The organism is Bradyrhizobium sp. STM 3562 (assembly GCF_045571435.1).
Taxonomy (GTDB): domain Bacteria; phylum Pseudomonadota; class Alphaproteobacteria; order Rhizobiales; family Xanthobacteraceae; genus Bradyrhizobium.
In genome coordinates this window covers 845,541-859,748 of sequence record NZ_CP120694.1, presented here as the reverse complement: position 1 = coordinate 859,748, position 14,208 = coordinate 845,541, and the positions used below count along the sequence as shown (strand labels likewise).

14 protein-coding genes are annotated in these 14,208 nt (G+C 64.3%); 4 read left to right on the top strand and 10 right to left on the bottom strand.

What is annotated here, in order from left to right:
* The first annotated feature begins 70 nt into the window (after window positions 1–70).
* Window positions 71–1,549, top strand: a complete 1,479-nt coding sequence (locus tag P6U23_RS04015) for an AMP nucleosidase (protein WP_407181776.1) — start codon at window positions 71–73, stop codon at window positions 1,547–1,549.
* Between the two features lie 198 nt (window positions 1,550–1,747).
* Here the strand turns inward: P6U23_RS04015 and P6U23_RS04010 are convergent, their stop codons facing one another.
* Window positions 1,748–4,387, bottom strand: a complete 2,640-nt coding sequence (locus P6U23_RS04010; protein ID WP_407178302.1) for a TIGR02302 family protein — start codon at window positions 4,385–4,387, stop codon at window positions 1,748–1,750.
* Between the two features lie 166 nt (window positions 4,388–4,553).
* On the opposite strand from P6U23_RS04010, the gene P6U23_RS04005 reads away from it, so the two are divergent.
* Both P6U23_RS04005 and P6U23_RS04000 read left to right on the top strand, forming a co-directional pair.
* Entirely contained in the window at window positions 4,554–4,934 is a 381-nt protein-coding gene (locus P6U23_RS04005) for a carboxymuconolactone decarboxylase family protein (RefSeq protein ID WP_407178301.1), read from the top strand.
* A gap of 9 nt (window positions 4,935–4,943) precedes the next feature.
* Complete coding sequence (locus tag P6U23_RS04000) at window positions 4,944–5,846, top strand: NAD(P)-dependent oxidoreductase (RefSeq protein WP_407178300.1); 903 nt, start codon at window positions 4,944–4,946, stop codon at window positions 5,844–5,846.
* Between the two features lie 262 nt (window positions 5,847–6,108).
* Here P6U23_RS04000 and lysA read toward each other — a convergent pair whose 3' ends face one another.
* From lysA to argH, 3 genes are all read right to left on the bottom strand, one after another.
* Window positions 6,109–7,374, bottom strand: coding sequence for a diaminopimelate decarboxylase (gene lysA, locus P6U23_RS03995; protein ID WP_407178299.1), 1,266 nt, complete (start codon window positions 7,372–7,374; stop codon window positions 6,109–6,111).
* Between the two features lie 6 nt (window positions 7,375–7,380).
* Window positions 7,381–7,659 carry an LPS translocon maturation chaperone LptM gene (lptM, locus tag P6U23_RS03990; protein WP_407178298.1) on the bottom strand — a complete coding sequence of 93 codons (279 nt, stop codon included), beginning with the start codon at window positions 7,657–7,659 and terminating at the stop codon, window positions 7,381–7,383.
* Window positions 7,660–7,757: 98 nt separating this feature from the next.
* The gene (argH, locus tag P6U23_RS03985) at window positions 7,758–9,149 is read right to left on the bottom strand and encodes an argininosuccinate lyase (protein ID WP_407178297.1); all 1,392 of its coding nucleotides are present in this window, start codon (window positions 9,147–9,149) and stop codon (window positions 7,758–7,760) included.
* Window positions 9,150–9,314: 165 nt separating this feature from the next.
* Between argH and tlpA the strand changes: the two genes are divergently transcribed.
* Window positions 9,315–10,004 (top strand): thiol:disulfide interchange protein TlpA, encoded by a 690-nt coding sequence (gene tlpA / locus P6U23_RS03980; protein ID WP_407178296.1) that lies wholly within the window; start codon window positions 9,315–9,317, stop codon window positions 10,002–10,004.
* Between the two features lie 76 nt (window positions 10,005–10,080).
* Here the strand turns inward: tlpA and P6U23_RS03975 are convergent, their stop codons facing one another.
* From P6U23_RS03975 to P6U23_RS03950, 6 genes are all read right to left on the bottom strand, one after another.
* Entirely contained in the window at window positions 10,081–10,278 is a 198-nt protein-coding gene (locus P6U23_RS03975) for a putative motility protein (protein WP_407178295.1), read from the bottom strand.
* A 182-nt stretch (window positions 10,279–10,460) separates the two neighbouring features.
* Window positions 10,461–11,339 carry a 3-hydroxybutyryl-CoA dehydrogenase gene (locus tag P6U23_RS03970; RefSeq protein WP_407178294.1) on the bottom strand — a complete coding sequence of 293 codons (879 nt, stop codon included), beginning with the start codon at window positions 11,337–11,339 and terminating at the stop codon, window positions 10,461–10,463.
* Between the two features lie 212 nt (window positions 11,340–11,551).
* Window positions 11,552–12,496: an electron transfer flavoprotein subunit alpha/FixB family protein gene (locus P6U23_RS03965; RefSeq protein ID WP_407178293.1), complete on the bottom strand. Its 945-nt coding sequence runs from the start codon at window positions 12,494–12,496 to the stop codon at window positions 11,552–11,554.
* A complete protein-coding gene (locus P6U23_RS03960) occupies window positions 12,497–13,246 on the bottom strand; it encodes an electron transfer flavoprotein subunit beta/FixA family protein (RefSeq protein WP_024505973.1) in 750 nt (249 codons plus the stop codon).
* Window positions 13,247–13,362: 116 nt separating this feature from the next.
* Window positions 13,363–13,935 (bottom strand): cob(I)yrinic acid a,c-diamide adenosyltransferase, encoded by a 573-nt coding sequence (locus P6U23_RS03955; protein WP_407178292.1) that lies wholly within the window; start codon window positions 13,933–13,935, stop codon window positions 13,363–13,365.
* Between the two features lie 15 nt (window positions 13,936–13,950).
* Complete coding sequence (locus P6U23_RS03950) at window positions 13,951–14,148, bottom strand: twin transmembrane helix small protein (protein ID WP_407178291.1); 198 nt, start codon at window positions 14,146–14,148, stop codon at window positions 13,951–13,953.
* Window positions 14,149–14,208: the final 60 nt, after the last annotated feature.

Here is a 14,208-nt window from a genome sequence, read left to right as displayed (position 1 = left end):
TTATAGTCTGACCTGCAACGATGAGACCCAGAGCGAACCGGCCTTGGACAAGATCAATCCCGCGCCGACCATCCTGACCCCGCCGCCGGTCGCGACGGAGGCGTTCACCGATGCCGGCGCTGCCGTCGGCCGCCTCGAGGAAATCTACGAGCGCAACACGCAATTCCTGCGGGATCGCTTCGAGGCCTATGTCAACGGCGATGCGCTCACCACGCGGGTGCGCGCCAACTATCCGTTCGTGCGCGTCACCACCTCCACTTACGCGCGGCTCGATTCACGGCTCTCTTACGGGTTCGTCGCGGGACCCGGCGTGCATGAGACCAGCGTGACGCGGCCGGATATTTTTCGCGCCTATCTCACCGAGCAGATCAGGCTGTTGATCGAAAATCACCGCGTGCCGGTCGAGGTCGGAGAGTCCAGCGAGCCGATCCCGATTCATTTCGCCTATCGCCGCGACATCAACATCGAGGCGGCGCTCACCACCGGCGACAGCTCGGTCGCGACGCGATCCTTGCGCGACCTGTTCGATACGCCCAATCTCGCAGCCATGGATGACGCGATCGCCGACGGCACGCTCGATCTGCCACCCGGCGCCCCGGAGCCGCTGGCCTTGTTTCGCGCGGCGCGCGTCGACTACTCGTTGCGGCGGCTTTATCACTACACCGGCACCGACCCGGAGCATTTCCAGAACTTCGTGATCTTCACGAACTACCAGTTCTATGTCGACGCCTTCGTGCAGCTCTGCCTGCAGCGGCTGAGCTCAGGCCAGATCGGTCCCGATGCCTTCGTTGGTCCCGGCAACGTGATCACGCGCAGCGCGCGCCTCGGCGGCGGCACGAGCGGGAGTGCTCCCGAGCGGGCGCCGCAAATGCCGGCCTATCATCTCGTCGAGCCCGGCTATCGCGGCATCACCCTGATCAATATCGGGACGGGCCCCTCCAACGCCCGGAACGTCACCGACCATGTCGCGGTGCTGCGGCCCCACGCCTGGCTGATGCTGGGCCATTGCGCGGGCCTGCGGAACACCCAGAGGCTCGGAGATTACGTCCTCGCCCATGGCTACGTGCGCGAGGACCATGTGCTCGATCATGAACTGCCGCTGTGGGTGCCGATCCCGGCCCTGGCCGAGATGCAGGTGGCGCTCGAGGAAGCGGTCGGCGAAGTCACGGGGCTTTCGGGCTTCGAGCTCAAGCGGCTGATGCGCACCGGAACGGTGGCGAGCGTCGACAATCGCAATTGGGAAATCAGCGGGCCTTCGGTGATCCGGCGGATGTCGCAATCGCGCGCGATCGCGCTCGACATGGAGTCGGCGGCGATCGCGGCCAACGGCTATCGTTTCCGCGTGCCCTACGGCACCTTGCTGTGCGTCTCCGACAAGCCGCTGCACGGCGAGATCAAGCTCGCCGGCATGGCCAGCGAGTTCTACCGGCGACGCGTCGGCCAGCATCTCGAAATCGGGTTGAAGGCGCTGGAGCGGCTCAAACACCAGGAGTCGGAGCGCCTGCACTCGCGCAAGCTGCGCAGCTTTGCGGAGGTGGCGTTTCAGTAGGTGTGCGAGGCGTGAGCATCCGGCGATCGAGTTGCAGAATCGGACGAGCGTCTTCAACCAGGCCATCATTGCGAGCAAGTGTCTCTCGTCGTCCCGGCGAAAATGGATTGCTTCGCTTGCGCTCCCAATGCCGCCGAAAGGCGGCCTCTGCCTCTCTCACAAGAGAAGAGGTGCAGCTCGAGCGCCGCCAGACCGCCCTCAATTATCCTTCAACAGTCGCTCGATGTAGTCGAGCTCGAGCTGCGGCCGCGAGGGATCGCCGAGGCGACGGCGTAGTTCTTCGATGATCTTGCGTGCCCGCTGCACGTCGATCTCGCCGGGCACCATCTTGGATAGTTCGTCGCCATACTCGCGCCCGCGCAGCGGACGACCGAGCGGGTCGGTCTGGTTGCCGCCGCCCTGCTGCCGCCCGACGCGGTCGCCGGGCCCACCGTTCTGGCCGTCGCCATCGCCCTGCTGCATCGCCTCGGCAAGGCTCTGGGCGCCCTTGCGCAAGGCATCCAGCGCACGCCCCTGCGACTCGACCGCGCCGTCGGCATTGCCGTCACCGAGCTGACCCGAGGCATCGCCCATGGCGGTGTCGGCATCGCCGAGACCATTGCCGCTATCGCCCTGGTCGGCCTGCTGGTCATCGCCCTGCTGATCGCCGCCTTGATCGCCGCGCTGGCCCTGCTGCTGCTGGCCGCGGCTGCCCTTCTCGCCGCGCTGCATCTGCTGTCCGAGGCCGCGCTTGGCGAGCTCGTCCTGCAGCTTCTTCAGGCGGTCGCGCAGGTTTTCCTGATCCTGCTGCAGGTCGCCCATGCTCTGATCGCCCTGCTGCTTGCCGCGCATGCGGTCGCGCCGCGAATCCTGGCCCTGCTTGAAGGTCTTGTCGCGCAGTTGCTGCTGCTTGCGGATCATGTCGCCGAGCTCATTGAGCGCCTGCTCCATGTCGCTGTCGCCGGATTGTCCCGGCTGCGCCATCTGCAGGTTCTCCAGCATCTCCTGGAGCTGCTCCAGCAATTGCCTAGCGCCTTCCTTATCGCCCTGGCGCGATAGCCGCTCCATGCGCTCGATCATGTTGTTGAGATCCTGTTGGCGCAGGACCTTGGTGTTGGGATCGAGCGGGCGTGCGAGTGCCTGCGGATTGTTGCGGAACTGCTCGGCGAGCTGGCGCATGTAGTTGTCCAGCGCCTGGCGCAGATTCTCGGTGAGCTTCTTGATCTCCTCGTCGGTGGCGCCGCGATCGAGCGCCTGCTTGAGCGCGTCCTGCGCCGCGCGGAGCGCCTTGTCGACGTCGGTGATGTCGCCGTCCTCGATCGACACCGCGAGCGCCCACAGGCTCGCCACGACCCCGCGCAAGGCATCGTCGGTTCGCGCCGCCTCGAGCTGGTGCGTCACGTTGTAGAGCCCGAGATAATGCCCGGTCTCATTGGCCATGAACAATTCCGGCGCGATCATCAGCGCATCCAGCGCCGCGTAGACCTCGGAGTTCTTATTGGCATCGAGCGCGAGGACGCGGCGCTGCTCGATCAGTGCCCGCGCCAAGGGCTTGGTGAACAGCCGCTCCGGCAGGCGCATGTTGAAGGGCTCGCTGTGCGCCTCATTGCCGGCCTCGTCCTTGGCCGAGAGCGTCAGCGTGACATCGGCGCCCGCGTATGGATCCTCGCTCAGATCCTTCACCGTCTGGCCAACGCCATTGCGAGTCCGCGCATTGGGCAGGCTCAGCGCGAATTGCGGCGGCTGGAACAGCGGCCGCGGCGGCGACGCGCTCTTGTCCGCGGTGCCCTTGTCGGATGCGCTTTGGTCGCCCTCGCCCGCTCGCGCGGCGAAATGGGCCTGCGCTTCGGTGACGCCGTAATCGTCTTCGAGCTTGTAGGAGAGCTGCAGCGCGCCGCGCGCCTGGCGTTCCGGATCCTTGGCGAGCGAAATGGTGGGCGGGCGGTCGGGAATGGCGGCAAAGCGCCATTGCGGCTGACCGGAGGGCGCACGGACATGCACGCTGCCGTCACCGGCGATCGCGTAATGTTTCTCGTTGGTGCCCTGCGGAGCTTGTTCTTTCGGCGTCGCCTCGGCGATGGCGCCGCCCGTGATGACGTCGAGCGTGCCGCCCGACGAACGCACGATCAGCGTGCTGCCGGCCGGAACCGACAGCGGACCCGAGGCGGGCAGCGCCGCGGCCTCCTTGTTTGCAGCCGAGAGAATGATGGGCGGCTTGCCCGTGTATTGCGGCGGATTGACCCAGGCATCGACGCGGATGTTGGACGGCGCAAGCACCCCGTTCCAGTCGAACGCCGCGCCGAGCCGCATCATGCGTTCATCGCCCGCGGCCACATAGGTCGCAACCAGGAGAACGATGACCAGCGCGCGCAGCGCCCAGGGATCCTGCAGCGCCAGCCGCGGCGACGGCAGGCCGGCACGGATGCGCTTGATCGCAGCGAGCGTGCGCTCGCGCTGGGCCTGCCAGAGGGCTAGCGATACCGGATCCTGCGTGCTGAGGGTGTCGGTGAGCGCGGTTGCGGGACGGTGGCGGATGCCGGAGCCGCGATCGAGCCGGGTCAGCGCCTGCTCGCGGCTAGGCCAGCGAAGCCAGACCATTGGCCACAATGCGGCGAGCGCCAGCACCGCGAACAGGCCAAAGCCGATGGCGCGCGCGAGCGTCGGCAGGCCCAGCCAGAGTCCTGACCAAGATACCACCAGGAACAGCCCGATCACGGTCAGAAGCCGCGCCAAAGGCGGCCAAGCACGTTCCCAGGCGATCGCGCATTTGGCCCGCTGCAGGGCCTGATCTAGCTTCAGCCGCGCCAAGGCGTCGCTGTTTCGCGACGGCTCCAGCGGGTCGGGCGTGACACCGCTCAAGAAATTCTCCGAGGTTGCCGGCACAACATCTTAACACAACGGCAGCAGTGAGGCACCCGTTCCTCCCCGGGGATCAGCCCCGAATCCACGCATAACACGTAGGCGTGACTAGCCTTGAGCGACCACTTAAGGTCGGCGGCCCAATGTGACGCCTCGAGGAACGCTCATGGACCAGAAAACTTACGACAAAGGCCTGGAAATTCGCAAAGCCGTGCTCGGCGAGGCCCATGTCAACAACACGCTTAAGACCGCCGACGGCTTCAACAAGCCGTTCCAGGAGCTGCTCACCGAATACTGCTGGGGCGCGGTCTGGGGACGCGAGGAGCTGCCGCGCAAGACGCGCAGCATGCTCAACATCGCCATGATCTCGATCCTCAACCGGCCGCATGAATTGCGCGCGCATCTGAAGGGCGCGCTCACCAACGGCGTCACGCGAGAGGAGATTCGCGAGATCCTGATGCAGGTCGCGATTTACGGCGGCATGCCGGCGGCCGTCGACAGTTTCCGCATCGCGCGCGAAGTGTTTGCCGAAATCGACAAGGCTTGAGGCTGCCCAATGGATATCGGATTCGTCGGGCTGGGGAAGATGGGCTTCCCCATGGCCCGCCGGCTGATCGAGGCCGGGCATCACTTGATCGTGTTCGATTCGCGCAAGGAACCGGTCGAAGCGCTGCGCGCGCTCGGCGCCGAGGCCGCCTCATCGCCGAAAGAGATCGCCGATCGCACCGAGACCGTGATGGCGAGCCTGCCCTCGCTGCAAGCCTCGCTCGATGTCGCAACCGGTGCTGCCGGCGTGATCGAAGGCAAGCGCGTGAGGCGCTTCGTCGATCTCTCCACCGTCGGCTCGCAGATGGCACTGCACATTCACGATTTACTCCGTGGGCGCAACATCGTGCAGATCGACAGCCCCGTCTCCGGCGGCGTCGCCGGCGCCGAGAAAGGAACGCTGGCGGTCATGGTCTCGGGGCCGCGCGCGGAGTTCGAGACGGTGAGAGGCGCGTTGGAGGTGATTGGGAAGGTGTTCTTCATCGGCGAGAAACCCGGCTCCGGGCAGACGATGAAGCTCGCCAATAATTTTCTCTCGGCCACCGCGATGGTGGCGACATCGGAAGCCGTGGTGATGGGCGTAAAGGCCGGGCTCGATCCGAAGGTGATGATCGACGTCATCAACGCAGGATCGGGCCTCAACACCGCAAGCCGCGACAAGTTTCCGCGCTCGGTGCTGCCGCGCAGCTTCGATTTCGGTTTTGCAACCGGCTTGATGGTGAAGGACGTGCGACTGGCGCTGGAGGAGATGAAGTCGTTGGGACTTAGGATGGAGGTCGCCGAAGCGGTTGGGCGGCTATGGGAAGTCGTGATCCGCGAGGAGGGCGCGGAATCCGATTTCACCGCGGCGATCAAGCCGATCGAGAAGGCGGCGGGCGTTGTGGTGGGCGCGAAGGGCGTGGCCGCGAAGTAAGCTGTCGTCCCGGCCGCAGAGCCGGGACCCATAGCCGCGAGCCGTCATAAGATGACAATGACCAAGCCACATGTCATGGCCGGGCTTGTCCTGGCTTGTCCCGGCCATCCACGTCTTTGCAGCCTACAATGAGCAAGCGCGTGGATACCCGGGACAAGCCCGGGCATAACGGAGGAGAGAGATTCGCGCCACAACTCCAGCCTGGGGTTATGGGTCCCGGCTTTCGCCAGGACGACACCGAATCTGCTTCACCACCGCCGCTTCACAGCCACGGCGCCGGCTTGTCCAGGGCAATCAGCGCATCAACATCGACGCGCGGGCGCACGATGGCGTATTGGTCGCCTTTCACCAGCACTTCGGGCACCAGGGCGCGCGTGTTGTAGGTGCCGGATTGCACGGCGCCATAGGCGCCGGAGGTCATGATCGCCAGGAGATCCCCGGCCTTGGGCTCGGGAAGGTTGCGATCGAGCGCGAGATAGTCGCCGCTTTCGCAGACTGGTCCGACCACATCGGCCACGATCGTCTTCGCGCCCGCTGCAGCCTCAAGCACCGGCAAAATATCGTGATGCGCCTCGTACAGCGTCGGCCGGATCATGTCGTTCATCGCGGCATCGATGATGACGAAGTTTTTCGCCTCCCCATGCTTCACATAGATGACGCGCGCGACCAGGATGCCGGCATTGCCGACGATCAGCCGGCCCGGCTCGAACAAGAGCGTGCAGCCGAGATTATGCGCGATGCGCTTGACCATCGCGGCGTAGGCATGGGGCTCCGGCGGCACCGCACGGTCCAGGTGGTAGGGAATGCCGAGGCCGCCGCCGAAATCGATATGCGAGATATCGTGGCCGTCCGCACGCAGCGTCTGCACGAATTCAACGAGCAGGCGAAACGCCGTCTCCATGTTTGTGAGATCGGTGATCTGGCTGCCGATATGCATGTCGGCACCTCGCACCTCGATGCCCGGCAGCTTCGCGGCCCGCGCATAGACCGCCCGCGCATGGGTGAGCGGGATGCCAAATTTGTTTTCGGACTTGCCGGTGGATATCTTGGCATGAGTACCGGCATCGACGTCCGGGTTTACGCGCACCGAGATGCGCGCAGTTCGCCCGGTCTCCACGGCAAGCCGCGACAGCAATTCCAACTCGGGCTCGGACTCGATGTTGATGCAGAGAATGTCGGCGGCGAGCGCGGCGCGCAACTCGGCCTCGGTCTTGCCGACGCCGGAGAACACGATCTTGTGCGGCGGGATACCGGCGGCCAGCGCCCGCTTCAATTCGCCGCCCGAGACCACATCGGCGCCAGCCCCTAGCCTCGCGAGCGTGCGCAGCACCGACTGGTTGGAGTTCGCCTTCATGGCGTAGCAGACGAGCGCCTTTTCGCCTGCAAATGCCTCGGTGAACACGCGGTAATGCCGCTCCAGCGTCGCGGTCGAATAGCAATAAAACGGTGTCCCCACGCTTGAGGCGAGCTCAGCGAGGTTCACCGCCTCGGCGTGCAGCACGCCGTTGCGATAATCAAAATGGTTCATGGCTTCTCAGTTACCCAGAAGCGGGTCGAGGATGAAAGCTTTTTTGCTGCCTCTGGGGGCGGTCGGCCCGGCTTCCGTGCCATAGGTCGGATTGAACACGCTGGGCCGGTTCGCGGCCTCCTGCTCGGTGTCGGTGGCCGGCGGGGGATTGGCCGTGGAAGCCGACGAGGCGGTCGGCGGCAATTCCAGCGGACCCTTGCGGCCGCAACCCGCCAGTGTCAGCGCAGCCACGCTCACGAACAGGACGGCCCATCCCGAAACTCTCGGGCGAAAATTGCGATTCACAGCGAAATCCCCAATGCGCGGCGCACCATACAAAGATTGCTTCGGTCTGGCGAGAGCTCAATCACCATGAAATTGCAGCGAGATTCGCCGACCCAGCCCTATTTTCGCTGCTTTTCCAGCCGCCTCGCCCAGGCCTTGGCCTGGGAGAGCACGTTTTTCGGCGCGGTACCACCATAGGAGGTGCGGCTTTTCACCGATGATTCCACCGAAAGGACCTTCAGCACGTCGGCGGTGATCTTGGGCTCGATCTCCTGCATCGCCGCCAGCGGCAGCTCATGCAGCGCGACGCCGTCTTGCGCCGCCCTCGCGACGATGCGCCCGGTGACGTGATGGGCATCGCGGAACGGCATTTTCAGCGTTCGCACCAGCCAGTCGGCGAGATCGGTCGCGGTGGCATAGCCCTCGCCGGCGGCCGCCTTCATCCTGGCCTCGTCCGGGACGAGGTCGGCGACCATGCCGGTCATGGCGCGGATGGCGAGCGACAGCGCCGCAAAGGCCTCCATCGCGCCCTCCTTATCCTCCTGCATGTCCTTCTGATAGGCGAGCGGCAGCCCCTTCATCACGATGAGCAGCCCGGTCAGCGCCCCGATCACCCGACCGGTCTTGGCGCGCACCAGTTCCGCCGCGTCCGGATTGCGCTTCTGCGGCATGATGGAGGAGCCGGTGGTGAACTTGTCGGAGAGCCGCACCAGGCCGACCAGGGGCGAGGTCCAGATCACGATTTCCTCGGCAAAGCGCGACAGATGCACCGCGGTGATCGCCGCGGCCGACAGGGTTTCCAGCACGAAATCGCGGTCGGAGACTGCATCCAGCGAATTGGCCATGGGCCGGTCGAACCCCAGCGCTTTCGCGGTGGCTGCGCGGTCGATCGGAAAGGAGGTGCCGGCGAGCGCCGCGGCGCCGAGCGGGGACTCGTTGAGACGCTTGCGCGCATCGGCAAAGCGGCCGCGATCGCGCCCGGCCATTTCGACATAGGCGAGCAGATGATGGCCGAAGGTCACCGGCTGCGCGGTCTGCAGATGGGTGAACCCCGGCATGACGGTTGCCGCATGTTCGCTGGCGCGCGCCACCAGCGCGCTCTGGAACGCGAGCAGCGCCGCATCGATCTCGTCGATGGTGTCGCGGACATAGAGGCGGAAATCGGTGGCGACCTGGTCGTTGCGCGAGCGCGCGGTGTGCAGCCGGCCCGCCGCGGGCCCGATCAGTTCGGCAAGCCTGCTCTCGACATTCATGTGAATGTCCTCGAGCGCGCGCTTGAAGTCGAAGGCGCCCTTGCCGATGTCTGACAAAATCGTGTCTAGACCCCTGGCTATATTTTTTGCATCAGAGCCTGTGATGATGCCTTGGGCGGCGAGCATGGCCGCATGCGCCTTGGACGCGGCGATATCCTGGGCGTAAAGGTGCCGGTCGACGTCGATGGAGACGTTGATTTCCTCCATGATCGCATCGGGGCGTTCGGAGAACCGGCCACCCCACATCTTGTTGCTCATGATTTGCTGCTCAATGCCCTGCCATTCGTCGAAATCTGGCGCCGTTGCGCCGCGCCCGCACCGCTTGTTGAAGCACGATCGTTTCGGAAAACCGGCATCCGCTTTTCCGGATCATGCTGTAAGGGCGCGTAACGTCGGCCCCTGCATAGCCGTATCCGATACAGAATGACAAACGATATGCCCGAACATCCCACAACGGCGCCGGCGAGGCCCGCGCGCCGCATTCCGCTGGCGATTGCGGCGGTCCTGATCGGCGGCGGCATCGGGTTTGCCGCCCTTTACGGGTTCGGCAGCCTGCGCCATGCGGCGGGCGATCCCACCTGCCGCGGCGCCGTCGACACCGCGAAGAGGATCGCCCCGCTGGTGCATGGCGAGGTGGCGGCGCTCAACGTCGCAACCAGCCCATTGAAGCTGCCGGACCTCGCCTTTGAAGATGCCGAGGGCAAGGCGAAAAAGCTCTCCGACTGGCGCGGCAAGACGGTGCTGCTGAACCTCTGGGCCACCTGGTGCGTCCCCTGCCGACGGGAAATGCCCGCGCTGAACGGTCTTCAGGAGAAGCTTGGCGGCCCCAATTTCCAGGTGGTCGCGATCAACATCGACACCCGCGATCCCGACAAGCCGAAAAACTTCCTGAAAGACGCCAACCTGACCCGGCTCGGCAATTATAGTAACGAGAAAGCCAAGGTATTTCAGGATCTTAAGGCGATAGGTCGGGCGCTGGGCATGCCGACCTCGGTGTTGGTCGATCCCAAAGGCTGCGAAATCGCGACCATCAATGGCCCCGCCGAATGGAACAGCGACGACGCGATCAAGCTGATTACGGCGGCGATCGCGCCGGCCGCGGCAGGGCTTTAGGCTCCGTCATCCTTCGAGGCCGCCGCTTCGCGACGGCACCTCAAGAGGTGACGGAGTTGGGTTTGGTGCGCCTTCCCTAGACCGAAATGTTGAGATTGCCGCCGATTCCGGCGCCGACATTTGCCAGCGAGGGCTGCTGATCGGCGCCAAGCAGGGTCAGGACCGTCGATTTCTGCGCATCGAGATTCTGCTTCAGCAAGGTGGTGGCGACCTGCGTCTGCAGCGCCCCTGCCTTGGCGACCATGACGTCGCTGACCATGCTCACCAGATCCATACGCAAATACCCCTTTTGCGGGGGCAACCTACGCGCGGATCGTTAATGAAGGATGGAGATTGGAGAGGTTTGTAGGACGAGCAGAGCGGAGCGAAACCCATCAGCAATCTACCACGCGATGGGTTTCGCTTTCCGCGCTACCCATCCTGCCGACTTCGTCCCGCCGACTCCCTTTCGACGGCTTATCGCGTCGGGACCGGCTTGGGGCCGCGGTAATCGTAAAAGCCGCGCTGGGTTTTGCGCCCCAACCAGCCGGCCTCGACATATTTCACGAGCAGCGGACAGGGCCGGTACTTGGAGTCCGCGAGCCCCTCATGCAGCACCTGCATGATCGAGAGGCAGGTATCCAGCCCAATGAAATCCGCCAGTTCCAGCGGCCCCATCGGATGATGCGCCCCCAGCTTCATGGCCGCATCGATCGCTTCGACATTCCCGACCCCCTCATAGAGGGTGTAGATCGCCTCATTGATCATCGGCATCAGGATGCGGTTGACGATGAAGGCGGGGAAATCCTCCGATACCGCGACCTGCTTGCCGAGCTTTGCGACGAACTCCTTGGCGGCCTCGAAGGTGGAATCATCGGTGGCGATGCCGCGAATCAGCTCCACCAATTCCATCAGCGGCACCGGATTCATGAAATGAATGCCGATGAAGCGCTCGGGCCGATCGGTGGTCGAAGCAAGCCGGGTGATCGAGATCGAGGAGGTGTCGGAGGCGATCACCGCCTCGGGCTTTAAGATGGCGCAGAGATCGTGAAAGATCTTGCGCTTGACCTCCTCCTTCTCGACCGCGGTCTCGATCACCAGATCGCAATCGGCGAGATCGTCCAGCGTTCCGGTCAGCGTGATGCGGGCGATTGCCTTGGCCTTGGCATCCTCGCCGATCACCTGCTTGGCGACCTGCCGGGACAGATTGCCGTTGATGGTCGCCATGCCCGACTTCAGCCGATCGGCCGAAACGTCGTTGAGCACCACGTCAAAGCCTGCGAGCGCCGCGACGTGAGCGATGCCATTGCCCATCTGGCCCGCACCGATCACGCCGACCTTCTTGATCACAGCCATTTTCTCATCCACCGGAACGGCGCGCTCACCGCGCCTGCCCTCTAGGGCGCAATAAGATTAGGCGGAATCTACGTCGCGCTCTAGGTCTTGATTGCGCATCAGGTTTGGGAAAACCAGAGTCCCCTCGCGGTCCAACGCGGTTCTCCGGGTCCCGATCATGCTCCATAAAACAACACCGGCCGGATTTTTGCATCCGGCCGGTGGTCCCTAATTCACTTGCCGAGCTTACCGAGCTCCGAGGTCAGTTCAGGAACCGCCTGGTAGAGATCGGCGACCAGGCCGTAATCGGCGACCTGAAAGATCGGCGCGTCCTCGTCCTTGTTGATCGCCACGATCACCTTGGAGTCCTTCATGCCGGCGAGATGCTGGATCGCGCCGGAAATGCCGACAGCGACGTAGAGCTCCGGCGCCACCACCTTGCCGGTCTGGCCGACCTGCCAGTCGTTGGGCGCGTAGCCGGCGTCGACCGCGGCGCGTGAGGCGCCGACACCGGCGCCCAGCTTGTCCGCCAGCGGCTCGATGTACTTGGCAAAATTCTCCCGGCTCTGCATGGCGCGGCCGCCGGAGACGATGATCTTGGCCGAGGTCAGCTCGGGCCGGTCGCTTTTCGCGACTTCCTCGCCGACAAAGCTGGAAAGGCCGGGATCGGCCGCCGCGGAGACGTTCTCGATTGGGGCGCTGCCGCCCTCGCCGGTTGCGGCGAAGGTCGAGGTGCGCACGGTGATGACCTTCTTGGCGTCCTTCGACTTCACGGTCTGGATTGCGTTACCGGCATAGATGGGCCGCTCGAAGGTATCCGGCGACACCACCTTGATGATCTCCGACACCTGCATGACGTCGAGCAGCGCCGCGACGCGCGGCATCACGTTCTTGAAGCGCGAGGTCGCGGGGGCGACGAGAGCGTCGTAGGAAGGCGCGAGCGACACGATCAGCGCGGCCAGAGGCTCGGCGAGATCGTGGGCGTAAGTCTCGCCCTCGGCGAGCAGCACTTTCTTCACGCCGGAAAGCTTTGCGGCGGCCTCCGCCGCGCCCTTGGCATTCTGGCCGGCCACCAGCACCTCGACATCGGCGCCGAGCTGGCTTGCAGCCGTCAGCGCCTTGTTGGTCGCATCCTTTAGCGATGCGTTGTCGTGTTCGGCAATCAGCAACGTCGTCATTTAGAGAACCCCGGCTTCATTCTTCAGTTTCGACACCAGCTCGGCGACGTCCTTGACCTTGACGCCTGCCTTGCGACCCGGTGGTTCCGCGGTTTTCAGGATTTCGAGATGGAGGCTAAGATCGACGCCGTAGTCGGACGCGTTCTTCTCCGCGATCGGCTTCTTCTTCGCCTTCATGATGTTGGGCAGCGAGGCGTAGCGCGGCTCGTTCAGCCGCAAATCCGTGGTGACGATCGCCGGGCCCTTCAGCTTGACCGTCTGCAGGCCGCCATCGACCTCGCGCGTCACCTTGAAATCAGAGCCTTCGACCTCGAGCTTGGAGGCGAAGGTCGCCTGCGACCAGCCGAGCAGCGCGGCCAGCATCTGGCCGGTCTGGTTCGAGTCGTCATCGATCGCCTGCTTGCCGAGAATGATCAGGCCCGGCTGCTCTTCCTCAGCAACCTTCTTCAGGATTTTCGCGACCGCCAGCGGTTCGACGGTGCCCTCGGCCTTGACCAGGATGCCGCGGTCGGCCCCCATGGCGAGCCCGGTGCGGATGGTCTCGGACGCCTGCGCCGGTCCGATCGAGACGACGACGACCTCGGTCGCCTTGCCGGCCTCTTTCAGCCGCAACGCTTCCTCGACCGCGATTTCGTCGAACGGATTCATCGACATTTTGACGTTCGCGAGTTCGACGCCCGATCCGTCGCTCTTGACGCGGACCTTGACGTTGTAATCGACCACCCGCTTCACCGGCACCAGAACCTTCATCGATCCTCTTTCGCTTAAGGCTAATTCAAGGGTTTGATCTCTCGGCGCGGAACCTAAAGGTCCCATTCATCCCGGTCAACGCGCGAGGCGGCAAAAATCGCCCCGAACGGCCACCTCTACCGGTTCTGACCGGGTATCCAAAGCACATCACCTGCACCGTTATTATTCGCTGCGCGGCTGGCGACAAACAGAAAATCCGACAGCCGGTTCATATACTGGATCGCCGCGTCGCTGACCGGCTCCTCCGGCTTGGCCGCAAGTTCCACCATTATGCGTTCCGCCCGGCGGCATATTGTGCGCGCCAGATGCAGATAAGCCGCGCCTGCCGTGCCACCCGGCAGCACGAAGGAGGTGAGCGGCGCGAGCTTCGCGTTGAGGCTGTCGATATCGCGCTCCAGGCGCTCGACCTGGCTCGATACCACGCGCAAGCGCTCCGCCTTGCCCTCGCGCTGCGGCACCGAGAGATCGGCGCCCAGATCGAACAGGTCGTTCTGGATCAGCCCCAACATGGCATCGAGCTCAGCCATGTCCTTCAGATGCAGCCGCGCCACGCCGATGGCGGCATTGGTCTCGTCGACGGTTCCATAGGCTGAAACGCGTAGATCGAATTTCGGACGGCGCTCGCCACTGCCAAGCGCGGTGGTGCCGTCGTCGCCGGTGCGCGTGTAGATGCGATTGAGCACGACCATGGTCTCAACTCCCTCTCATTGATGCCCCATCACCCAAACCGCGAGCATGGCGATGACGATCGCGACGAATTGCAGCAGCACGCGCAGGCGCATCAGGCGCTGCGACGTATTCGGCGAACCGCCCCGCATCATGTTGACGAGACCGAGCAGCAGAACCAGCGCCACGGCAGCGAGTGCGACGGGGAGGATGAACTTGCTTAGAAAGGTGGCCATCGCGGCTACATAACACCCGCATGACGCCTGCGCCATCACCCCCCGCGCGCGGTTTTGATG

Bases quoted from the DNA above. Each gene is read 5' to 3' on its own strand.
- P6U23_RS03950 (WP_407178291.1), bottom strand. From the start codon at position 14,148: ATGGCCACCTTTCTAAGCAAGTTCATCCTCCCCGTCGCACTCGCTGCC.
- argH (WP_407178297.1), bottom strand. From the start codon at position 9,149: ATGAGCAACAAGATGTGGGGTGGCCGGTTCTCCGAACGCCCCGATGCG.
- P6U23_RS03960 (WP_024505973.1), bottom strand. From the start codon at position 13,246: ATGAAGGTTCTGGTGCCGGTGAAGCGGGTGGTCGATTACAACGTCAAG.
- lysA (WP_407178299.1), bottom strand. From the start codon at position 7,374: ATGAACCATTTTGATTATCGCAACGGCGTGCTGCACGCCGAGGCGGTG.
- P6U23_RS04000 (WP_407178300.1), top strand. From the start codon at position 4,944: ATGGATATCGGATTCGTCGGGCTGGGGAAGATGGGCTTCCCCATGGCC.
- P6U23_RS03975 (WP_407178295.1), bottom strand. From the start codon at position 10,278: ATGGATCTGGTGAGCATGGTCAGCGACGTCATGGTCGCCAAGGCAGGG.
- P6U23_RS03965 (WP_407178293.1), bottom strand. From the start codon at position 12,496: ATGACGACGTTGCTGATTGCCGAACACGACAACGCATCGCTAAAGGAT.
- tlpA (WP_407178296.1), top strand. From the start codon at position 9,315: ATGACAAACGATATGCCCGAACATCCCACAACGGCGCCGGCGAGGCCC.
- P6U23_RS04005 (WP_407178301.1), top strand. From the start codon at position 4,554: ATGGACCAGAAAACTTACGACAAAGGCCTGGAAATTCGCAAAGCCGTG.
- P6U23_RS03955 (WP_407178292.1), bottom strand. From the start codon at position 13,935: ATGGTCGTGCTCAATCGCATCTACACGCGCACCGGCGACGACGGCACC.
- P6U23_RS03970 (WP_407178294.1), bottom strand. From the start codon at position 11,339: ATGGCTGTGATCAAGAAGGTCGGCGTGATCGGTGCGGGCCAGATGGGC.